The following is a 20,561-nucleotide window of genomic DNA, read 5'->3' as shown; positions in this document are numbered from 1 at the left end:
TTGGTACTTTCTTGCACAAGAAAGTACAAGAAAAAAGAGACTTGCAAGTTGTTCGTAAAGGTTTCGGTGCAGGAATAGATTCTTCGCTACGCTCAGAATGACGGGGATGGGGGGGGGTTGTTCAGATTGCTGCGCTCGTTGTACTCGCTCGCAATGACGATGCTGTGAAACAGATTCTTAACTGCACTGCCTTGTTGACCTCCTCCTTGCATGACATAGCCTGCAAGCACTCTCTGCCCATGCTGCGAGCGTCGGTTCGCTGACGCTCAGAATGACAAAGACTGCACAAAAGGTAAGGCGAGCACATCGGGATGACGCAACAACAACTTTGCGCGGAGCCCGGCTCGCGCTTACAGCGCGACCGCCCCAGCCGGGCCCGCGAATGACTGCCGCATATTTCTTGTTGAACGCAGCGAACCGACGCTCAGAATGACAGAGGAGAGACCCTCGGAATAACAAAGCGGATGCTTGAAATAACAAAATGGGAACAGCCCTGCGATGAAGAAACAAAAGAGCGCTTTTCTGCCCGGCGACGAAGAATCGCTATTGTGAATTGTGAATTATGAATTAATTTTGCCCTATGGATTTCCAACTCGTATCGGACTACGCCCCCACGGGCGACCAGCCGGAGGCCATCGCGCAGCTGCTCGGGGCCATCCGCGACGGGTCGCAGCACAACACGCTGCTGGGCATCACCGGTTCGGGCAAGACGTTCACGGTGGCCAACGTCATCGCCGGGCTCAACCGCCCGACGCTCGTACTGAGCCACAACAAGACCCTCGCGGCGCAACTCTACGGCGAATTCCGCAACTTCTTCCCCCACAACGCCGTCGAGTACTTCGTATCGTACTACGACTATTACCAGCCCGAAGCCTATCTGCCGGCGTCGGACACCTATATAGAAAAGGACCTTTCGATCAACGACGAAATCGAGAAGATGCGGCTTCAGACCGTGGCCACGCTCCTCTCCGGACGCCGCGACGTCATCGTCGTGTCGAGCGTCTCGTGTCTCTACGGCGCGGGCAACCCCGCCGACTTCCACGCCACGGCCATCCACATCGAAGTCGGCCAGACGGTCAACTACAAACAGTTCCTTTACAAGCTCGTCGAAGCGCTCTACACCCGTACCGAGCGCGGGCTGGAACCTGCCACGTTCCGCGTCAACGGCGACACGGTCGACATCATGGCGGCGTTCGGCGAGTTCGGCAACCAGTGTTTCCGGGTCATGTTCTTCGACGACGAGGTGGAGGCCATCTACGCCATCGACCCCGTATCCGGCCAGCGCATCCACGCGCTCGATTCGCTGACGCTCTACCCCACCAGCCTGTTCGTCACCACCAAGGAGCGCATCGCCGCGGCCGTGCAGCAGATTTACCTCGACCTCGGCAAGCAAATCGAGGTCTTCGAGCACGAGGGGCGCACGATGGAGGCGCAACGCATCAAACAGCGAGTCGAGTACGACGTCGAAATGATTAAGGAACTGGGCTACTGCCCTGGCATCGAGAACTATTCGCGCTACTTCGACGGGCGCGCCGCGGGGACCCGGCCGTTCTGCCTGCTGGACTATTTTCCGCAGGATTATCTGATGGTCGTCGACGAAAGCCACGTCACCATTCCGCAGGTACACGCCATGTTCGGCGGTGACCGCGCGCGCAAGGCGAACCTGGTCGAATACGGCTTCCGGCTCCCGGCGGCCAAGGACAACCGGCCGCTGACATTCAACGAATTCGAGCAATTGCAGGGCACGACCATCTACGTCAGCGCCACCCCTGCCGACTGGGAGCTGGCCAAAAGCGAAGGGGTCATCGTCGAACAGCTGATTCGTCCCACGGGGCTGGTCGACCCGCCGCTGGAAGTGCGTGTGACGCTCAACCAGATCGACGACCTCATCGAGGAAATCGACAAGCGGGTCAAGAACGACGACAAGATGCTGGTCACGACCATCACCAAGCGCATGGCCGAGGAGCTCTCCAAATATTTCGACCGCGTGGGGGTCCGCAACCGCTACATCCATTCGGACGTCGATACGCTCGAACGCATCCAGATTCTGGACGACCTGCGCGCCGGCATGTTCGACGTGCTGGTCGGGGTCAACCTCCTGCGCGAGGGGCTCGACCTGCCGGAAGTGGCCCTGGTCGCCATTCTCGACGCCGACAAGGAAGGCTTCCTGCGCAACGTGCGTTCGCTCACCCAGATTGCCGGGCGCGCCGCGCGCCATTCGCAGGGCCATGTCATCCTCTACGCCGACACCTGCACCGAATCCATGCGCACGACCATCGCGCAGAGCAACCGCCGCCGCGAAATCCAAGTGCGCTACAACATGGAGCACGGCATTCTGCCCCACCAGGCCCGGCGGAGCGGCACGGGACAAAGCGCGCTGCTGGCCGCCAAAGCCGCCGCCGAAAGTACCGCCTACCCGTTGGAAGAAAAGTACTACATGATAGCCGCCGACGTCGAGAAACCTTTCAACGCCGACACGGAGCCCTCCCTCGACCAGCAGATCGACCGCGCACGCGAGGATATGGAACGCGCCGCCAAGTCGCTCGACTTCCTCGCCGCCGCCCGTTTCCGCGACCGCATGTACGAACTGCAGAAGCTCCGCGACGGAAAATCCAAGAAATAAAAGCAGCCCGCAGATGCTGGACGCAGCGCACGGAGAAGGCGTTTGCCCGGTTGCTGTTGTCCAAGGGGTTCACGAGGCCCGAGTGGAACCACATGAGCCCCGCGTTGCGGTTGCCTGCGTAGTTGGACGACGAAGACCAAACGTGGCCGCGCTCGCCGACGTAACCCAAGGCTCCCGTCGAATTGGCGCGGTAGCCCGCAGCAGGCATTCCAAAGCAATCGCTGGAATGAATGGCAAAAAAAATGAATAATGAATAGTTAATAAGGAATAATCGGCAAAGACATAAGAAAACCAATTATTCACTATTCATTCTTAATTATTCATTAAACTAAGTTTTCTGCCAGACTGGGATGAATAACTGACGGCGTATTGAAACGTTTTCGATAAGCCGAGTGCAAAGCCAAGTTTACTTGAGCTATGCCGAGGCGAGAAAACCTGCCTGAAAAGGAACGTTTTAGCGGCTTGTTAAAACGTTTTAACATCCGGTAACCGCCGCCAGCGGACTGCTGAATCTGCCTTGCCGCGCTGGCGGGAGCCGTAACCCACCGCCACTCCGGGCCCGGCTGCTTTTATTCCATCGGATAAATATAAGACGTGCGCAGCGCAGCGGCCTTCTGCGGGTCGTCGAAAAGCCCGAACACCGCCGAGCCGCTGCCCGACATCGAAGCGTAGAGCGCCCCGGCGGCCAACAGCTCCTCCTTGGCGGCCCGGACGGACGGATGGGCCGCGAAGACCGTCGGCTCGAAATCGTTGGTCACCAGCCCCTGCCACTCGCTCACGGGCCGCCGAAGCCGTTCGGAGAGCGGCACCGCAGGCACCCGCGGCGTCACTCCGGCGTAGGCTTCGCGGGTCGAAACGCCCTCGGAGGGCTTCACGATGGCCAGCCACAACCCCTGCAAATCGAGGGCGACGGGCGACATGATTTCCCCGCGTCCGGTGCACAGCTGCGGAACGTTCCGCACGAAGAACGCCGTATCGCTGCCCAGCGCGGCGGCGCAGGCAATCCGTTCCTCCTCCGGCAGCCGGAGCCCGAACAGCTCGTCGAGCGCCAGCACGACCGCCGTAGCATCGGACGAACCGCCGCCCAGCCCGGCACCGAACGGCACCCGCTTGTCAAGCCGGATTTCCACCCCGTCGACCCCATAGCGCTCCCGCATCAGCCGGAAAGCCTTGATACACAGATTGTCTTCGGGGTCGCAGTCCACCGCCAGCCCTTCGGCCCGGAACCCGACGCCCGGAACCTCGCGGCACGTCACCTCCACCTCGTCGGCCAGTCCCCTGACCGGGACCATGACCGTCTCCAGCTCGTGGTAGCCGTCATCGCGGCGGCGCAGCACGTCGAGCCCCAGATTTATCTTGCAGTTCGCACGCAGAATCATACTGCAAATTAAAAATTAAAAATCAGAAATTAAAAATTTTCGGCCGAATTTCCCCTACCTTTGCCCCATGAAATTCCGCACCGAAATCAACGTCGCGCCGCTGGGTCTCGGGCTCGGCTACGCCGACACCGTGCTGCTGTTCGGCTCGTGCTTCGCCGACGAAATGCGCCGCCGGATGCAGGAGCTGAAGTTCCGCGCCGAGGGTAACTTCACCGGGCCGCTCTTCAACCCTGCGTCGGTCGCCGCCCTGCTGCGCCGCGCACAGGACCCCGCACCCGCCACCCTCGCCGAACTCCGGCAGGACGCCGACGGCTGGTGGTTCCACTACGACGCCAACACTTTGCTGAGCGGCCCCGACCCGGCCGCGGTTCTCGGGCGTTACAACGACGCGCTCGACCGCCTGCGCAGGCTCCTGCCCGCCGCCCGCTGTCTTGTCGTCACCTTCGGCACGGCATGGGTCTACCGGCTCAGGGAGACCGGCCGCGTCGTCGCCAACTGCCACAAGCAACCTCAGACGCTTTTCGACCGTACACGGCTCTCGGTCGAAGAAATCGCAGCCGAATGGTCGCAGCTCCTCGCCGGGCCGCTGGCCGGCAAAGAAGTCGTCTTCACGGTCAGCCCGGTGCGCCACCTCGGCGACGGCGCGGAGGGCAATTCGCTTAGCAAAGCTACCCTGCGGGTTGCTGTCGGCGAACTGACCGAACGGTTCGGCCATGCGCACTATTTCCCCGCCTGCGAACTGCTCGCCGACGACCTGCGCGACTACCGTTTCTATGCCGACGACCTGGTCCACCCCTCGCCGCAGGCGGTCGGTTACATCTGGGAGAAGTTCGCCGGAGCAGCTCTCTCGGACGAAGCGCAGGCACTCCTGCCCGAAGTGGAACGCCTTGTGGCCCAATCCCTCCATCGTCCCCGCCGCACCGACAGCGACGCGTGGCAGGAACTGTGCCGCCGGACCGTCGGGCGGATGGAGGCCCTGCGACGAAGCGCCGGAATCGACTTTTCGCAGGAAATAGCCCGTCTGAACAGCGGAAATTCCCGTTAAATTTCGTAACTTCGGCCTTTCGGAACGACATCGAACGATGAAAAAACTGCTTCTGCTTCTTTTGGGGGCGCTCTGCTCCCTACCCATACAGGCGGCCCGCCCGCGGCTGATCGTCCAGATCGTCGTGGGGTCGATGCGCGCCGAGGACCTCGACCGCTACGCCGGCCACTTCGGCGAAGGCGGGTTCAAGCGGCTTGCCGAAGGGGGCGTCCGCTACGCCGGGGCGCGCTACGATTTCCAGCAGACCACCACGCCCGTGGCGCTGGCCACCCTCACCACCGGAGCCATGCCCTCGACCCACGGGGTCATCGGCTCGCGCTGGCACGACTACACCGACAACAAGACCGTCTGGCTGACCGAAGGGCGCCAGGGCCCCGGGCCCTACCAGCTCATCGCCCCCACGCTCGGCGAAGCGCTGCTGCGCTGCCTGCCCGGCAGCCGCTGCATGACCGTCGCCGCCGAAGCCGAATCGGCCGTCGTCATGGGCGGCCGCACCGGACAAGTCTACTGGCTCGACCCGCAGCACGCCGGCTGGGCCACCTCCTACCACTATGCGCCCGAACTCCCCGAATGGATCGCCCGCACCAACCGCGAACGCTATAACCTCGCGCTGCTCGCCCCCGAGTGGCGGATGCTCTACGACCGCAACAGCTACCGCAACACCCGCCACTGGGACATTCTCCCGCTGGGCCGCGGCCGCAAGGACGCCGCATCGTCGGGCGCGCGGCGCCTCACGCCCGACAACGACTACGAACGGCTGCTCTACACCCCGGCAGGCAATACGGCGGTGCTGGCTTTCGCCAAGCAGGCCATCGCCCAATGCAAGCTCGGCAGCGACGCGGCGCCCGACCTGCTGAACATCTGTCTCGACGCATCGCGCCGCATCGCGGAGGTCTACGGCCCCGAATCGGTCGAGGTGGAAGACATGTACTGCCGGCTCGACCGCGACCTGGCCGACTTTCTGACCTACCTCTTCGCGCAGGCCGACGAGCAGGAAGTGCTGGTCGTGCTGACCTCCGACCACGGCACGAGCCCGTCCTACGACCTGGCCGCCCCGGCCGCCGACCGCTTCAATGCACGGCAGTTCGAGGTCATTGTCAACGGCTTTCTCAACGTCCGCTACGGCGTGGGCGACTGGGTCTGCGACTACAATGAAAACTGCATCTGGCTCAACCACAATCTGATATACGAACGAGGACTGAACCTGGCCGATGTGCAGAACGAAGTGGCGATTTTCGCCATGCAGTTCGGCGGCGTGTCGCACGCGCTGGCCGCCACGGCCATGCGGACCAGCTACTTCGGCAGCGGCTACGCCCGGCGGCTGCAAAACAGCTTCTCCCCCCGCCGCTCGGGCGACGTGGTGCTCAACCTGATGCCCGGCTGGATCGAGGAACGCAACCGCTGCCACTCGTCGTCGGGCTCGATGTACGGCTACGACACCGAAGTGCCCCTGCTTTTCTACGGCGCCGGGATTCCGCCGCAGCGCATCCGCCGCCCGGTCGACATGACCTGTGTGGCCCCCACCGTGGCACGATTGCTGGAAATTTCCGAACCCGCCGCTTCCGAGGGCGAGGTGCTGGAAGAAATCGCAGAATAAAACGGCCCGACTCCCGGCCGACCCGGCAAAAAAGATTCGATTTCTGTCGGAATATTTGCATTTTTGAACCCAATAAGGTACATTTGCGGCATGAAAAATGAAGAACCGACCCTAAAACCCTTACGCTCCGTTTACCTGACGGAAGAATTCGTGCGGTTCTACGATTCGCTTCCACCGGAAGTGCAGAAGAAATACGACTATACGCTCGACATCGTACAGCGGATTTACGTGCTGCCCACCAAATTCGTCAAGCATCTGGCCGGGACGCGGCTCCACGAAATACGGGTCGCCGTCGGGTCCAATGCCTACCGCACGGTGCTCTTTGCAGCCAATGCCGAAAATATCATGCAGGCGACCGAAATCTACCTGCTGAACAGTTTTCTGAAGAAATCCGAAAAGGACTACCGGAAACAGATAACGATTGCCGAAAAAATACTAAACGCTCTGGAACGATGATGAACAAGACGCAACTGAAGACCGCGGAACAACTTTTCACCGAGAAATACGGCCGGCCCGGCACTCCCGCCCGGGAGGAGTTCCACGCCAAATCGACAGCCTGGTTCTACGGCGAAATCCTGCGCGACCGTCGCAAGGCGCTCAAGATGACCCAACAGCAGCTGGCCGACAGAATGAAAGTGCCGCGCACGTACATCTCCAAAGTCGAACGCGGCGAAAACGACCTGCGGCTGAGCTCGTTCCTTCGTATCGTCAACGAACTGGGACTGAATTTCCAGCTGCGGCAACCGTCGAATTCCATATAGACCCAACAAAAAACATCATGGACAAGATACAAGACGAAATCATCGAAGAATTTTCGGTTTTCGACGACTGGCTCGACCGCTACGACTATCTGATCGGGCTGGGCGAAGGGCTTCCGGCCATCGCCCCGGAACACCGGACCGAACAATACCAGATCGCGGGCTGCCAATCGCGGGTGTGGGTCGATGCCCGGCTCGACGGCCAAGGGCGCGTGCACTTCGCGGCCGACAGCGACGCCATCATCACCAAGGGCATCATCGCCCTGCTGGTACGCGTGCTGAACGGCCGCACGCCGCAGGAGATTCTCGACACCGAACTCTACTTCATCGACGCCATCGGGCTGAGCGCCAACCTCTCGCCCACGCGGGCCAACGGCCTTGCGGCGATGGTCAAGCAGATGCGGCTCTACGCCCTGGCCTACGCCAACCGGACCGAACCCCGAAACGACTGAGCCATGACACCCGAAGAGATATTGAAAGTCGAGCAGGAGATAGTCCTGACGCTCAAAAACATCTACGACCCCGAAATTCCGGTCAACATCTACGACCTGGGGCTTATCTACGAAATCGACTACACGCCCGACGGCACGGCCGAAATCCGCATGACCCTCACGGCGCCCAACTGCCCGATGGCCGACATGCTGGTCGAGGACGTCAACGTCCAGGTGGGCAAGGTTCCGGGAGTGAAGTCGGTCAACGTCGTGCTGACGTTCGACCCCGTGTGGGACCGCAGCATGATGTCGGAAGAAGCGCTTCTGGAACTCAACATGCTGTAGGATGGCGCCACGCATTGCGGAAGCCTTGGAACGGTTGCAGGCGGGCGCCTGCAAATATGCCTGCGGCGGTTATCTGACGGGGCTGGAGCCGCTCGCGCGCCACGAAGTCTGCACGGCGCTGGTCTTCGACCGGCTCGGGCGCAAGATGCGCATGGTCGGCGAACTCCACGCCGCGGCGGGCGAGAACTGGAACGAAACGTTCTACCGGCTCTATTTCCGCACCTTGGGCGACCGGCTCAACCTCAGGGCCTACCTGCGGCTGGCCGGGCTGGTACCCTACAAGGCCATCCTGCGCGAACGGCTGACGCCCCATGCCGTCGAAGCGCTGCTGCTGGGAGCGTCGGGACTGCTGGCACTCTGCCCCGACGACGAATACACCTCGGACCTCCGCGCGACGTTCGCCCATCTGAGCGCCAAATACGGCATCGACGCGATGCAACCCGGCGAATGGACGCTCGACGGTCTGCGTCCCGCCAACCACCCGGTGCTGCGGCTGGCGCAGGCCGCGGCATTCTTCGCGCAGGACCAGTTCGTCATGGCGCGGACCCTGGCCTGCCGCACGGAAGCCGACATCCGCAAACTTTTCTGCATCGACGCCCCCGACTACTGGCAGAAACATTGCGCGACGAACGAGGGGCCCCGACGTCTCGGCGCGTTCAAGGCCCATATCATCGGCATCAACTTGGTGGCGATCCTCCAATTCGCCTACGGCAGCTATACGGGCAAGGAAGCCATGCGCGACAATGCGCTGACGCTGCTGGAACAATTGCCCGCCGAGGAAAACCGCTATGTCTCGGCCTGGAGCAACCGCGGATTCAACCCCCGCAACGCGTTCGAGACGCAGGCGCTGCTGCAACTGGCCACCGAATTCTGCATGCCGGGCGCCAACGACCCTGCCGCCCGCCGTTCCGAACCGCCCCGCTGCAACGTCTGCCCCGTCGGGCGGCGGATTCTTCATGCCGTCCGGCTGTCGCTTCCTACGGAAGTGTAGGTCCGAACAAAGAAACGTCGGCCACCTAACAAACAATCGGCCCTGCCGCCCGCAAAAAAACAATCGGCCCCTTTGGAGCCGACTGCACGATTTTTCATCCGGAAACTACCTGCAAGCCATCTTCCCGATGCGCCGCTCGTGACGCCCGCCCTCGAACGGTGTGCGGAGGAAAAGGTCGAGCATGGCCACGGCCTCGTCGTTGCTGATGAACCGCGCCGGGAAAACGATGACGTTGGCGTCGTTGTGCTGGCGCGTCAGCGTTGCCACCTCCGTATTCCAACACAGCGCGGCCCGGATACCCTGATGCTTGTTGAGCGTCATGGCCATCCCCTCGCCGGAACCGCACAACCCTATGCCGCGCTCCAATTCACCCTTTTCGATGGCTACGGCCAACGGGTGACCGAAATCGGCGTAATCGACGCTCTCGGGCGAATGGGTGCCGAAGTCGAGCACCTCGTAACCCATGGCGTCGAGGTAACCGACCAAAAACTCCTTCATTTCGTAGCCCGCATGGTCGCAGGCGATTCCTATTTTTTTCATAGTTTTCGGTTTTGGTACGAACTACTGCAAAAAACGTTCATTTCAAACAGATTTCCTACGTCTTAGCTACAGGAAACGCTCGGCGACGGCAATCAACAAGCCGAACAACAGCGCATTGAACAGCACCACGGGAGCGGCCTTGCGCTCCTTTCCAGCGAAGGTAAGCACCACCGGAAGCGCCATCATCAGCGTCACGGCCATGCCGTCGGCCCACCAAGGCAGATAAGGCAGGTCGCTGTAAAAGATGATGACAGCGGCGAACAGATAAGTACAGAACGCCGAGAGACACGAGCGGAACGAAAGCCGCCGCGCGACCATCGGGATGACGTCGAGTGCGCCTGCCACGGCGCCGACGCAAAGCGAAAGCATGAAAGTTGTCATAGGTTCGGGTCTATTTGGAGGCTCGTTTGCGGTCGACTTCGTGCAACAGAATCTTGCGCAGGCGCATGGCGTGCGGCGTGACCTCCACGTATTCGTCCTCCTTGATGTATTCGAGCGCCTCTTCGAGCGTGAAGACCTTGGGCGGCACGATGACGGCCTTGTCGTCGGAGCCCGAAGCGCGCATGTTCGTAAGTTGTTTCGACTTGGTCACGTTGACCGTGATGTCGTTCTGGCGCGTATGTTCGCCGATGACCTGCCCCTCGTAGACCTGGTCCATCGGGCTGATGAAGAAACGCCCGCGGTCCTGCAACTTGTCGATCGAATAAGCGTAGGCCGTGCCCGTCTCGCCCGAGATGATCGAACCGTTGGTGCGCATCTCGATTTCGCCGATCCACGGCTCGAAGCCCTTCAGCCGGTGGGTCATGATGGCCTCGCCCGCCGTTGCGGTCAGCATGTTGGAACGCAGACCGATGATGCCGCGCGAGGGAATCGAGAATTCCAGCCGCACGCGGTCGCCGTTGGCTTCCATGTTCGTCAAGGTGCCCTTGCGCTTGGTCGCCAACTCGATGACCGTGCCCGAATGTTCCTCGGGGCAGTCGACGGTCATCTCCTCGATAGGCTCGCACTTCTTGCCGTCGATTTCCTTGACGATGACCCGCGGCTGTCCCACCTGCAACTCGTAGCCCTCGCGGCGCATGGTCTCGATGAGCACCGAGAGGTGCAGCACGCCGCGGCCGAAGACGTTGAAGCTGTCGGCCGACGGTCCGGGCGTCACGCGCAGCGCGAGATTCTTCTCCAGCTCGCGGTCGAGCCGGTCCTTGATATGGCGCGAAGTGACGAACTTGCCGTCCTTGCCGAAGAAAGGCGAATTGTTGATGGTGAAAAGCATCGACATAGTAGGCTCGTCGATGGCGATGGGGGGCAGCGGTTCGGGGTTCTCGTAGTCGCAGACGGTGTCGCCGATCTCGAAACCCTCGATGCCCGTGATGGCGCAGATTTCGCCGCACGGCACTTCGTCGACCTTCTTTTTGCCGAGCCCCTCGAAAATCATCAGCTCCTTGATTTTGGTCTTCTGCATCGTCGCGCCGTCGCGCTTGGCGAGCGTCACGTTCTGCCCGGCCCGCAGCGAACCGCGCGTCACCTTGCCCACGGCTATGCGGCCTGTGTAGGCCGAATATTCGAGCGAGGTGACCAACATCTGCGGCGTTCCCCCGACGATGGCCGGTTCGGGAATCTCGTCGATGATGGCGTCCAGCAGCGGCACGAGCGAATCGGTCGGCTCGTTCCACTTGTGCGACATCCAACCCTGCTTGGCCGAGCCGTAAATCGTCTTGTAATCGAGCTGCTCCTCAGTGGCGTCGAGCGAGAACATCAGGTCGAAGACCTGCTCGTTGACCACCTCGGGGCGGCAGTTGGGCTTGTCGACCTTGTTGACCACCACGATGGGTTTCTTGCCCAGCGCGAGCGCCTTTTGCAGCACGAACCGCGTCTGCGGCATCGTACCCTCGAACGCGTCGACGAGCAGCAGCACGCCGTCGCACATGTTGAGCACGCGCTCCACCTCGCCGCCGAAATCGGCGTGGCCCGGGGTGTCGATGATGTTGATTTTGTAGTCCTTATAGAGGACCGAAACGTTCTTGGAGAGAATCGTGATGCCCCGTTCGCGTTCCAGGTCGTTGTTGTCGAGTATGAGTTCGCCGCTCTGTTTGGCGTTGTCGCGCAGGATGTTGCCTGCCAGAATCATCTTGTCGACGAGCGTGGTTTTGCCATGGTCGACGTGGGCGATGATGGCGATGTTGCGCAGTTTCTGCATGGAATGGATTTTTATTCCGCAAAGGTAGGAAAAACAGAATTAAGAATGGAAAAAATCGGGAACTAAAAATTCGGGCGCCGGATTTCGCTTCCGCCCGAACACCCCATTCGTCCGGCCGTTTGCGCTACGCTCCGGTGTTGCAGATAAGCGCGAATTGTCCTACATTTGTGCATTGCTGTCATTCCGATTCGAGAACCCATGAAACCCGCGTTCACCATCCGCCAACAGAGCCCCATCTATGTCGGCCCGGCGGCCGACCTGCTGCCGGGGCTGCTGCCCGAGGGGCGGGTCGTCGTCGTGTGCGATGCCACCATCGACCGGCTCTACGGCCCGCTGTTCCAGGGCTGCGACCGCATGCTCATCGGTTCGGGCGAGAGTATCAAGACCCTGCAGACGGTCGAGACGCTCTACCGCCGGTTCATCGAAGCGGGCGTCGACCGCCGGACCTTCATCCTGGCCGTCGGCGGGGGCATCGTCACCGACGTCGCCGGATTCGCCGCTTCGACCTACATGCGCGGTCTGTCGTTCGGATTCGTGCCCACGACCCTGCTGGGGCAGGTCGACGCAGCCGTCGGCGGCAAGAACGGCGTCAACGTCGACGGCTACAAGAACATGGCCGGGACTTTCACCCAGCCGCGCTTCGTCATCTGCGACCCCGCCCTGCTCCGGTCATTGCCCGACCGCGAATTCCGCGCCGGGCTCGCCGAGGTGGTCAAAACCGCCGTCATCGAGGATGCCGGGCTCTTCGCGCGGCTGGAGAACACGTCGTTCGGCGCCCTGCGCACCGACACCGACCTGCTTTCCGACGCGATTTCGGCTTCGATTCGTGTCAAGGCGGGCATCGTCGAGCGCGACGAACGCGAAACAGGCGAACGGCGCAAGCTCAACTTAGGCCATACCCTTGCCCACGCCATCGAGAAATGCTCCGCCCGGATGAACCACGGCGAAGCGGTGGCCGTCGGCACGGCCATGATTGCCGACGTCGCCGTGAAGCTGGGGCTGCTCTCGCCCGCCGACCGCGACCGCATCGTAGCCCTGCTGCTCGCCCTCGGGTTCGAGCTGGCCCCTCCCGTCGACGTCCGGCGCCTTTTGAAAGAGGTAGGCAAGGACAAGAAAAGCGAGGACGGCCTGCTCCGCATCGTCCTGCCCGTCGGCATCGGCGACTGCATCGTGCGGCCGATACGGGTCGAAGAGTTCGCGGCGCTGGTTCTGCCATAAAACGCAGCGGCACCTATCGCTGCGGGCGGAGCACGGAGATCAGCTCGGAACGGCTTTCCAATTTACCCCTTTTGTTCAGTTTCTCGGCGCGGACGCTGCCGATGCCCGGTGCATACCATGTTCTGGTCTGCGCCGCAGCTCCGACCACCGACCATTTGACATGGACCGTCTCGGTCAGACACACCGTTTCGTATGTCCCGGCCGGCACGGTCGTCGTTTCCTGCGCCACGACCCGGCGATCGGCAATACGTATCGACACCTGAGTCCTGAATCCGTTTTCGGTGCGGATGTGCAATGTCATCGCCAACTCGGGAAGCAGCTGGCCGGCATGCAGGACGGCAGGTATGAGATATTTGTCGCCCCGACATTCGACCGAAGCCTTCCAATCGTCTCCGGAAACCATATCGAGCCAGTCGTCCGGACGCAGACAGATTCCCTCGGCACTCACGACAAGCCGGTCGGTCTGCAACGCGCTGCGTCCTTCGGCGGGTTCGACCGGCCGACGGTCCGCATCCAACATGACGGTGCGGGTCTCGACGATGAGCCCGTCGGGACCGGATTCGCTCGCAACAACGACCGTCTGCGTGTAACCCGTCAACGCGCCCCGGGAATCGTAGTCGGCATATTCGAGCTGCGTTCCTACTTCGGTGCAGGCAAGCGGAAGCGACTGGGCGCCGGCGGATGCCGCAGCACCGAAGCCGGCGAAAACAAGGCAAAGGATTTTCTTCATGGGACTCGGAAATTGGAACCTTGCAAATATAAGCAAACTTTCCGACCCTGCATCCCTTCGCCTCGATTCGGGGTACGGAAACCCGCCACCCACGCTACATCGGATTCATCCGGCGCAACGCTTCGGCATAAGCATCCCAATCGTCGACAGGCTGCCGGGCCACGCCCGATTCGACGGCAGCCCGGGCCACGGCGGTCGAGACCGTACAGAGCAGCCGCGGGTCGAGCGGCTTGGGTATCAGATACTCGCGGCCGAATTCGAGCCTTTCGAGCCCGTAGGCGCGCAGCACGCTCTCCGACACCGGACGGCGGGCCAGGTCGGCCAGCGCGCGGGCCGCGGCCAGCTTCATGGCATCGTTGATTTGCGCAGCCCGCACATCGAGCGCCCCGCGAAACAGAAACGGGAACCCCAGCACGTTATTGACCTGGTTGGGATAGTCCGACCGCCCCGTGGCGAAGATGATGTCGGGGCGCGAACGCATCGCCGCGCCGTAGGCGATTTCGGGGTCGGGGTTGGCCAGCGCGAGCACCATGGGATTTTCGGCCATCGTGCGGACCATCGAGGGGGTCAGCGCATCGGCGACCGAAACCCCCACGAAGAGGTCGGCGCCGTGCAGCGCTTCGGCCAGCGAGGCCAGCCGCCGCGACGTGGCGAACTCCTCCTTTTGCGGAGTGAGCCCCTCGCGGTAACGGGTGACGACACCCCGGCTGTCGCACAGCACGATCTGGCCGCGCGGAATGCCGAGCGTCAGGAACATGCGCGCGCAGGCGATGGCCGCAGCGCCCGCGCCGTTGACCACCACCCGCAATTTAGCCACCTCCTTGCCTGCGATTTTCGCCCCGTTGATGACCGCCGCCGAGACGATGATGGCCGTGCCGTGCTGGTCGTCGTGAATCACGGGAATATCCAGCTCCTCACGCAAACGGCGGTCTATCTCGAAGCACTCGGGCGCCTTGATGTCCTCCAGGTTGATGCCCCCGAAAGTCGGGGCGATAGCCTTGACCACGCCGATGATTTTTTCGGGGTCGGTCTCGTCGACCTCGATGTCGAAAGCGTCGATTCCGGCGAAGCGCTTGAACAACATGCTCTTGCCCTCCATGACGGGCTTGGCCGCCAGCGGCCCGATATTGCCCAGCCCAAGCACCGCCGACCCGTTGGAGACGACGGCCACCAAATTGCCCTTGCCCGTGTAACGGTAGGCATCGGCCGGGTCGGCCGCAATGGCGCGCGCCGGAGCCGCCACGCCGGGCGAATAGGCCAGCGCCAGGTCCTGCTGGGTCTGTGCGGGTTTGGTGGGTTCTATCCCTATTTTGCCGGGACGCCCCTCGCTGTGATAGCGAAGGGCATCCGAATCGAGTGTATCGAACTGTCGTGCCATCTCTGCATCGGTTTTCGGTGCAGAACGATGCAATTATTACGCCGCGGCCGTTCAGAACAGCGACCCCTCGCCGCCGCCGGGCGACCTGAAACCCAGATGACTGTAAGCCAGCTCGGTAGCCTCCCGGCCCCGGGGCGTGCGCTTGAGAAATCCCTCCTTGATGAGGAACGGTTCGTAGACTTCCTCGACCGTTCCGGCTTCCTCGCCCACGGCCGTGGCAATGGTGTTCAACCCCACAGGGCCGCCGCCGAATTTCTCGATGATCGTGCCCAGAATCTTGTTGTCCATGCGGTCCAGCCCACGCGAGTCGATATTCAGCGCCGCGAGTGCGAAACGCGTGATTTCCAGGTCGATATGACCCTCGCCCTTGACCATGGCGAAATCGCGCACCCGGCGCAGCAGCGCATTGGCGATGCGGGGCGTACCGCGCGAACGCAGCGCCACCTCGTGGGCCGCATCGTCGTCTATCGAGACGTCGAGAATGCGGGCCGAGCGGCGGACTATCCCTGCCAGCACGGGCGCATCGTAATATTCCAAGTGGCACTGTATGCCGAAGCGCGCCCGCAGGGGCGAGGTCAGCAGACCGCTGCGGGTCGTGGCACCGACAAGCGTAAAGGGTGCCAGCTCGATCTGAATCGACCGCGCCGAAGGCCCCTTGTCCAACACGATGTCTATCTTGTAGTCCTCCATCGCCGAATAGAGGTACTCCTCCACGATGGGGCTCAGCCGATGGATTTCGTCGATGAACAGCACGTCGCCCGGACTGAGGTTGGTGAGCAGACCCGCCAGGTCGCCCGGCTTGTCGAGCACCGGACCCGAAGTAACCCGCAGCTGCGCCCCCATCTCGTTGGCGATGATGTTGGCCAGCGTAGTCTTGCCCAGCCCCGGAGGGCCGTGCAGCAGCACGTGGTCGAGCGAATCGCCCCGCATGAGCGCCGCCTTGATGAAGACGCGCAGATTCTCGACGATCTTGTCCTGCCCCGAGAAGTTTTCAAGCTCCTGGGGGCGGATTTTGTTCTCGAATTCGAGGTCGCTCTCGGTATTGCGTACGACAGACATCGGTATTAAGAAAAGAAAGTAACCGCGTGCGTCAGAACGTTTTCTCCGTCTCCGAAGTCATGCGGTCGAGCTTGACGTAGTCGACGTCGGAACCGTCCTTGTAACGGATACGGATGCCCTTTTTCCCGCCGAGCAGCTCTTCGAGGTCCTGCATGTCGAACGACACGTAGCTCTCATAGAGGTTCCACTGGGCATCGCCGCCGTTGTCGTGGCGCAGTTCGACGTCCAGATATTCTCCGTCGGTCTCGGCCGCCTCGCTGACCTTGTTGACGATCATCGCGAACTTGTGTTTCGAGGCGTCCGAAGCGGTATAGCGGACAACGAGCGTCGTCCAGCTGCCCAGCAGACGGCCGTCGCGAACCAGCACGGCATCGTCCTTCAACTCTTCGAGCTCCGTTTCGCTGGTCACCACACGCGCAACCGACGAATAGATATTGGCAATGCCGTAAAGCGCCACGTTGTAATCGTAGCCGGGCGCGGGGTTTTCCAGCACGTTGAACGTTATCAGCGCCCGCTGTCCGTCCTTGGCCACATACGAGCCGACGCGGCTCTTGTCGCCGGGATAGACCCGCTTGTCGGTGTCGGTCACAAAATAATAATCGCTCGTCGACAGCGTACGGACCGTCACGAAGCTCATGTTGCCCGGCTGGTCCACCTTGGTGTCGTTGCACGACGACAGCCCCGCCGCCGCAACCGCTGCAAGCAGCAGCAAACCGATTTTTTTCATCTGTTCGAGTTTTTCAATATATGGTTTTTTCATCTTACAAACGTGCGAAGACAAAAATACGGTATTTATCGTTCAAAAAAAAATAGCGGCCCGCATTTTCTTTCGGACAGCGCCCGAAACGCCGGACGGTCAAGGACCCCGCACTTACTCCCGTGCATGCCGAAAGGTGAAATACTTGGCGGCGAGATAGCTGTATACGGTCGTCATGCAGGTCGTGAGGATTTTGGCCGGAGTGGGCCAGACGCCGCAGAACTCGACGAAGAATTTCAGCCCTGCGTAAGTCAGCACCACCGAGCCCCCCACCGAGAGCGCATAGCGGAACAACTGCGTGCGGGTCCGCAGGGGCGACTGACGGAACGCCACATGGCGGTTGAGCCAGAAGCCGACAAAGAACGTCAGCGGGAACGTCAGCGCCAGCGCCGCAATATGGGGCGAGAGCACGGCAAAGCCCAAGCCGACAAACCGATGGGCGATGATGTAATTATAAACTAAGAAGTAGCACGCCGGGTCGAACAACCCGTAAGTCAACCCTCCGCAAGCCGCATAGCGGAACGTCTGGCGCGGCACCACGGCCGCCACCGGCCCGATGTAGAAGCGGTCTATCGCCCGCCCGATGGCTTCGGCCGGCCGCATCAGCGGGCGGTATAGATCCACGCGTCGCGCCAGCGGACCCGGTGGTCGCGCACGAAGCGCCGGCAGGCTTCCGGGTCGGCCGACTGGAACGGCGAGACCATCAGCTTGCTGCCGAAACGGTAGACCGCGCATTGCAGCGCCGGGTCCTGGCGGTTGATTTCCTCCGCCGTGCGGTCGGCGTTCTCGGGCGAAGCGAAGACCCCGGCTACGACATAATGATGACCCGATACCAGCGAAGCGGGAGCCTGCGCGGTCCCAAGCAGCCCCGGGGCAGGCGCGGCAGGAGCCGCCGTCGGTTCGGGCGTCGGAATCTGACCGACAGCAGGCGCTATCGGCTGTCCGTCGTCCGGAGCGGAGGTCGTCCGGTTATCGGCAGGCTCCGAAACAGCGGGCTGTCCTGCCACCGCCGAATCGTCGCCCAGCGCGGGAGCTGCGACCTCGGAAGCCGCGGGTTCGTATTGTTCTTCGTCCGGATTCAACCCGAAACGTTCCAGGAAAGCAGGCTTCTGCACGAACATCATATAACCAATGCCCAACGCCGCCACAATAGCCAGCAGGCCGACCCACACCGCCCAGTCGCGGCCGCCCGACCTCATCTTGACCGGGGCATGGCCCTGCGGGTTGAGCAGCAGGTCGAATTCTTCGTCGGGCGTGAAGTTGCGGAACCGCAGCTCGCCCACCCCGTCGATAGTCAGCGTATTCTCGCCCAGCACGTTATCGAGCCAGCGGTCGTAAATCGACTGCGCCCGGTCCACGTCGCAGCGGGCCGCTCCGGCGATTTCGTCCACCAACGACGCACCCCGCTCCTGCGGCGTGAAAAGCACCACGCGGCACGGCGGTTCGACCATCCGCTTCGACACACGGCGGGCGCCCCGCTGGTCGGTATAGAGGGAGCCGACGCCCGGCAGAAAAAGTTCGCATCCCGCCGCCAGGCGGTTGCCTATCAGACGGTTGACCTGTTCGGTCATCGGATTCTCGTTCATCGCTTCTGTTTTTTGGTCGTTGCGGCGGGCACGGGAGCCGGAACCTCGGCCGGACGGGTCATGCCGCGCCATATCATATACACGCCCAGCACGATAAAGGGTATGCTGAGCCACTGGCCCATGTCGAGCGCCCATCCTATCTCGAACGCCTCCTGCTCGGTCTTGATGAACTCGATCAGGAAACGCGTGAGGAATATCCCCTCCAAACCGATGCCGAACAGCACGCCGGGCCTGCGACGCGCGAGGTCACGACCGAAGTAGAGCCAGCACAACACGCCGAAAGTGGCCAAGTAGCACAGCGCTTCGTAAATCTGCGTCGGGTGGACCGCCGCCGGAGCGAATTCATGCAGCCACTTGTACGACCGCACGAACTCGAAGCCCCACGGCAGGGTTGTCGCCATACCGAAGATTTCCGAGTTGAACAGGTTGCCTAAACGCACGAACGCACCGCCGATACCGACGGCGATCATGATACGGTCCAGCGACCAGATGTAGGGCAGCTTGTTCTTGCGCGAAAAGAGCCACAGCCCGATCAGCAGGCCGATGGCAGCGCCGTGGCTGGCCAATCCACCGTCGCGGAATCCGGTAATGATGGTCCACGGGGCGCGCAGGTATTCCATCGTATCGTAGAACAGGCAATGACCCAGCCGCGCACCGATGATGGTGGCCAGCGTACCGTAGACGAAGATGGACTCCGACACCTTTTCGGGCAATCCCTCGCGCTTGCAGAAGCAGTCGAAAAGTTTGGCGCCGACGAAAATCGCCAGCACCCACATGAGCCCGTAGTAGCGGATGTCGAGCGACCCGATGCTGAAAAGCACGGGGTCGAAATTCCAGACGATGCTGAGCGGTCGTATCATTTGTCGGGATAGGGTTTACTTGATTTCCTGCAAGGGTACTTTCTTGAGCGTGAACGAGAAAGTGCTGCCCACGCCCGGCTCGCTGCGCACGCTGATGCGCTCGCCGTGGGCCTCGACGATGTGCTTCACGATGGCCAGACCCAGCCCTGTGCCGCCCTGCTCGCGCGAACGGCCCTTGTCGGTGCGGTAGAAACGCTCGAAGACGCGCGGCAGATCCTCCTTGCCGATGCCCTGTCCGTTGTCCTCGATTTCGACGAGTATCTTGTCCAACATGTCGCGGAAGCGCAGACGGGTCGTCCCGCCCTCCTTGCCGTAGCGTATCGAATTGATAATCAGATTGACGAATACTTGGCCGATGAAATGCTTGTCGGCCAACACCCAGAACTGCGACGGCAGGTTCTCCGCCCCCTTGACCGAAATCTTGATGCCTTTCCTGTCGGCCTCCATCTCGGCCTGCTCGGCGATTTCCTTGGCCAGCGCCACCACGTCGAACTTCTCCATGTCGAGCCGGTTCATGTTGCTTTCGAGCTTGGAAATCGTGTCGAGGTCGTTGACTATGTTTATCAGCCGGTCGATGCTCTTTTCGGCCCGTTCGAGGAACTTGCGGTTGATGAGTTCGTCCTCCAGCCCTCCGTCCAACAGGGTCGAAATATAACCCTGGATATTGAAAATCGGCGTCTTCAACTCGTGCGCCACGTTGCCCAGGTATTGTTTGCGGAAGTGTTCCGCCTCCTTGAGCCGGGCGATTTCCTTGTCGTTGGTGTCGGCCCACGCCGTGAGCTCCTCGCCGATGTTCTCGACCCGCTTGTCGCGCAGTTCCGAGAAGATTTCGTTGGTATGGACGTCGCGCGACAGCACAATCGAGTAGATGGGCTTGAGCTTGTAGGCCACATACTTGCGGATGATGAAGAGCGCCGCGAGCGCCATCACGACGAACACCCCGCCGGCCACGCTCAGCGTCAGCCACCACACCGCGCGGAACAGCCACATGCCCACCGCAACGATGACCGCCGCCAACAATGCTATCCACAGCGAAGCCCCTTCCTTGGTCTTGATATTTACCATAAAAA

General features: G+C 61.6%; 21 protein-coding genes. 9 read left to right on the top strand and 12 right to left on the bottom strand.

All coding sequences use genetic code 11. The annotated features are described in order from the left end of the window. Positions 1-580 precede the first annotated feature (580 nt). Entirely contained in the window at positions 581-2,623 is a 2,043-nt protein-coding gene (uvrB, locus tag QVG21_RS02050; RefSeq protein ID WP_287921675.1) for an excinuclease ABC subunit UvrB, read from the top strand. Between the two features lie 569 nt (positions 2,624-3,192). Here the strand turns inward: uvrB and ispE are convergent. Then, positions 3,193-4,002, bottom strand: coding sequence for a 4-(cytidine 5'-diphospho)-2-C-methyl-D-erythritol kinase (ispE, locus tag QVG21_RS02045; protein WP_287921672.1), 810 nt, complete (start codon positions 4,000-4,002; stop codon positions 3,193-3,195). 67 nt (positions 4,003-4,069) lie between these two features. Between ispE and QVG21_RS02040 the strand changes: the two genes are divergently transcribed. From QVG21_RS02040 to QVG21_RS02010, 7 genes are all read left to right on the top strand, one after another. Then, positions 4,070-5,047 carry a GSCFA domain-containing protein gene (locus QVG21_RS02040; RefSeq protein WP_287921669.1) on the top strand — a complete coding sequence of 326 codons (978 nt, stop codon included), beginning with the start codon at positions 4,070-4,072 and terminating at the stop codon, positions 5,045-5,047. Between the two features lie 37 nt (positions 5,048-5,084). Then, complete coding sequence (locus QVG21_RS02035; RefSeq protein ID WP_287921667.1) at positions 5,085-6,644, top strand: alkaline phosphatase family protein; 1,560 nt, start codon at positions 5,085-5,087, stop codon at positions 6,642-6,644. 90 nt (positions 6,645-6,734) lie between these two features. Further along, the gene (locus QVG21_RS02030; protein WP_287921664.1) at positions 6,735-7,100 is read left to right on the top strand and encodes a type II toxin-antitoxin system RelE/ParE family toxin; all 366 of its coding nucleotides are present in this window, start codon (positions 6,735-6,737) and stop codon (positions 7,098-7,100) included. After that, positions 7,097-7,405, top strand: coding sequence for a helix-turn-helix domain-containing protein (locus QVG21_RS02025; RefSeq protein WP_287921660.1), 309 nt, complete (start codon positions 7,097-7,099; stop codon positions 7,403-7,405). The genes QVG21_RS02030 and QVG21_RS02025 overlap by 4 nt, the downstream gene beginning before the upstream one ends. 17 nt (positions 7,406-7,422) lie before the next feature. After that, the gene (locus QVG21_RS02020) at positions 7,423-7,854 is read left to right on the top strand and encodes a SufE family protein (protein WP_287921657.1); all 432 of its coding nucleotides are present in this window, start codon (positions 7,423-7,425) and stop codon (positions 7,852-7,854) included. Positions 7,855-7,857: 3 nt separating this feature from the next. After that, positions 7,858-8,178: an iron-sulfur cluster assembly protein gene (locus QVG21_RS02015; RefSeq protein ID WP_251214801.1), complete on the top strand. Its 321-nt coding sequence runs from the start codon at positions 7,858-7,860 to the stop codon at positions 8,176-8,178. A gap of 1 nt (position 8,179) precedes the next feature. Then, on the top strand, positions 8,180-9,169 hold the full coding sequence (locus QVG21_RS02010; protein WP_287921654.1) for a DUF2851 family protein: 990 nt from the start codon (positions 8,180-8,182) through the stop codon (positions 9,167-9,169). A gap of 105 nt (positions 9,170-9,274) precedes the next feature. On the opposite strand, the gene rpiB is transcribed toward QVG21_RS02010, so the two are convergent. The 3 genes from rpiB to typA all read right to left on the bottom strand — a co-directional run bounded on the left by rpiB (position 9,275) and on the right by typA (position 11,903). Then, on the bottom strand, positions 9,275-9,709 hold the full coding sequence (gene rpiB / locus QVG21_RS02005; protein WP_287921653.1) for a ribose 5-phosphate isomerase B: 435 nt from the start codon (positions 9,707-9,709) through the stop codon (positions 9,275-9,277). 66 nt (positions 9,710-9,775) lie between these two features. Beyond that, positions 9,776-10,090 (bottom strand): hypothetical protein, encoded by a 315-nt coding sequence (locus tag QVG21_RS02000; RefSeq protein ID WP_251214804.1) that lies wholly within the window; start codon positions 10,088-10,090, stop codon positions 9,776-9,778. 10 nt (positions 10,091-10,100) lie between these two features. Then, the gene (typA, locus tag QVG21_RS01995; protein WP_251214805.1) at positions 10,101-11,903 is read right to left on the bottom strand and encodes a translational GTPase TypA; all 1,803 of its coding nucleotides are present in this window, start codon (positions 11,901-11,903) and stop codon (positions 10,101-10,103) included. 198 nt (positions 11,904-12,101) lie between these two features. On the opposite strand from typA, the gene aroB reads away from it, so the two are divergent. Continuing rightward, positions 12,102-13,121 (top strand): 3-dehydroquinate synthase, encoded by a 1,020-nt coding sequence (gene aroB, locus QVG21_RS01990; RefSeq protein ID WP_287921650.1) that lies wholly within the window; start codon positions 12,102-12,104, stop codon positions 13,119-13,121. 13 nt (positions 13,122-13,134) lie between these two features. Here the strand turns inward: aroB and QVG21_RS01985 are convergent, their stop codons facing one another. From QVG21_RS01985 to QVG21_RS01950, 8 genes are all read right to left on the bottom strand, one after another. Beyond that, positions 13,135-13,851: a TapB family protein gene (locus QVG21_RS01985; protein WP_287921647.1), complete on the bottom strand. Its 717-nt coding sequence runs from the start codon at positions 13,849-13,851 to the stop codon at positions 13,135-13,137. 94 nt (positions 13,852-13,945) lie between these two features. Continuing rightward, a complete protein-coding gene (locus QVG21_RS01980) occupies positions 13,946-15,229 on the bottom strand; it encodes a malic enzyme-like NAD(P)-binding protein (RefSeq protein WP_287921644.1) in 1,284 nt (427 codons plus the stop codon). 51 nt (positions 15,230-15,280) lie between these two features. Then, positions 15,281-16,288 carry a Holliday junction branch migration DNA helicase RuvB gene (gene ruvB / locus QVG21_RS01975; protein ID WP_251214809.1) on the bottom strand — a complete coding sequence of 336 codons (1,008 nt, stop codon included), beginning with the start codon at positions 16,286-16,288 and terminating at the stop codon, positions 15,281-15,283. Between the two features lie 31 nt (positions 16,289-16,319). Then, entirely contained in the window at positions 16,320-17,015 is a 696-nt protein-coding gene (locus tag QVG21_RS01970) for a NigD1/NigD2 family lipoprotein (protein WP_287921639.1), read from the bottom strand. Positions 17,016-17,159: 144 nt separating this feature from the next. Then, on the bottom strand, positions 17,160-17,648 hold the full coding sequence (locus tag QVG21_RS01965) for a GtrA family protein (protein WP_251214811.1): 489 nt from the start codon (positions 17,646-17,648) through the stop codon (positions 17,160-17,162). Further along, positions 17,648-18,631, bottom strand: coding sequence for an SPOR domain-containing protein (locus QVG21_RS01960; RefSeq protein WP_287921636.1), 984 nt, complete (start codon positions 18,629-18,631; stop codon positions 17,648-17,650). The genes QVG21_RS01965 and QVG21_RS01960 overlap by 1 nt, the downstream gene beginning before the upstream one ends. After that, positions 18,628-19,491 (bottom strand): prolipoprotein diacylglyceryl transferase, encoded by an 864-nt coding sequence (lgt, locus tag QVG21_RS01955; RefSeq protein ID WP_251214813.1) that lies wholly within the window; start codon positions 19,489-19,491, stop codon positions 18,628-18,630. The genes QVG21_RS01960 and lgt overlap by 4 nt, the downstream gene beginning before the upstream one ends. Before the next feature lie 15 nt (positions 19,492-19,506). Then, positions 19,507-20,556 (bottom strand): sensor histidine kinase, encoded by a 1,050-nt coding sequence (locus QVG21_RS01950; RefSeq protein ID WP_251214814.1) that lies wholly within the window; start codon positions 20,554-20,556, stop codon positions 19,507-19,509. Between the last annotated feature and the right edge of the window lie 5 nt (positions 20,557-20,561).

The organism is Alistipes sp. UBA6068, from assembly GCF_949428155.1.
Lineage (GTDB): Bacteria > Bacteroidota > Bacteroidia > Bacteroidales > Rikenellaceae > Alistipes > Alistipes muris.
This window is presented reverse-complemented; position numbering and strand designations above follow the sequence as displayed.

Coding starts and splice junctions, on each gene's coding strand:
- uvrB (WP_287921675.1), top strand. CDS start 581: ATGGATTTCCAACTCGTATCGGACTACGCCCCCACGGGCGACCAGCCG.
- ispE (WP_287921672.1), bottom strand. CDS start 4,002: ATGATTCTGCGTGCGAACTGCAAGATAAATCTGGGGCTCGACGTGCTG.
- QVG21_RS02040 (WP_287921669.1), top strand. CDS start 4,070: ATGAAATTCCGCACCGAAATCAACGTCGCGCCGCTGGGTCTCGGGCTC.
- QVG21_RS02035 (WP_287921667.1), top strand. CDS start 5,085: ATGAAAAAACTGCTTCTGCTTCTTTTGGGGGCGCTCTGCTCCCTACCC.
- QVG21_RS02030 (WP_287921664.1), top strand. CDS start 6,735: ATGAAAAATGAAGAACCGACCCTAAAACCCTTACGCTCCGTTTACCTG.
- QVG21_RS02025 (WP_287921660.1), top strand. CDS start 7,097: ATGATGAACAAGACGCAACTGAAGACCGCGGAACAACTTTTCACCGAG.
- QVG21_RS02020 (WP_287921657.1), top strand. CDS start 7,423: ATGGACAAGATACAAGACGAAATCATCGAAGAATTTTCGGTTTTCGAC.
- QVG21_RS02015 (WP_251214801.1), top strand. CDS start 7,858: ATGACACCCGAAGAGATATTGAAAGTCGAGCAGGAGATAGTCCTGACG.
- QVG21_RS02010 (WP_287921654.1), top strand. CDS start 8,180: ATGGCGCCACGCATTGCGGAAGCCTTGGAACGGTTGCAGGCGGGCGCC.
- rpiB (WP_287921653.1), bottom strand. CDS start 9,709: ATGAAAAAAATAGGAATCGCCTGCGACCATGCGGGCTACGAAATGAAG.
- QVG21_RS02000 (WP_251214804.1), bottom strand. CDS start 10,090: ATGACAACTTTCATGCTTTCGCTTTGCGTCGGCGCCGTGGCAGGCGCA.
- typA (WP_251214805.1), bottom strand. CDS start 11,903: ATGCAGAAACTGCGCAACATCGCCATCATCGCCCACGTCGACCATGGC.
- aroB (WP_287921650.1), top strand. CDS start 12,102: ATGAAACCCGCGTTCACCATCCGCCAACAGAGCCCCATCTATGTCGGC.
- QVG21_RS01985 (WP_287921647.1), bottom strand. CDS start 13,851: ATGAAGAAAATCCTTTGCCTTGTTTTCGCCGGCTTCGGTGCTGCGGCA.
- QVG21_RS01980 (WP_287921644.1), bottom strand. CDS start 15,229: ATGGCACGACAGTTCGATACACTCGATTCGGATGCCCTTCGCTATCAC.
- ruvB (WP_251214809.1), bottom strand. CDS start 16,288: ATGTCTGTCGTACGCAATACCGAGAGCGACCTCGAATTCGAGAACAAA.
- QVG21_RS01970 (WP_287921639.1), bottom strand. CDS start 17,015: ATGAAAAAAATCGGTTTGCTGCTGCTTGCAGCGGTTGCGGCGGCGGGG.
- QVG21_RS01965 (WP_251214811.1), bottom strand. CDS start 17,648: ATGCGGCCGGCCGAAGCCATCGGGCGGGCGATAGACCGCTTCTACATC.
- QVG21_RS01960 (WP_287921636.1), bottom strand. CDS start 18,631: ATGAACGAGAATCCGATGACCGAACAGGTCAACCGTCTGATAGGCAAC.
- lgt (WP_251214813.1), bottom strand. CDS start 19,491: ATGATACGACCGCTCAGCATCGTCTGGAATTTCGACCCCGTGCTTTTC.
- QVG21_RS01950 (WP_251214814.1), bottom strand. CDS start 20,556: ATGGTAAATATCAAGACCAAGGAAGGGGCTTCGCTGTGGATAGCATTG.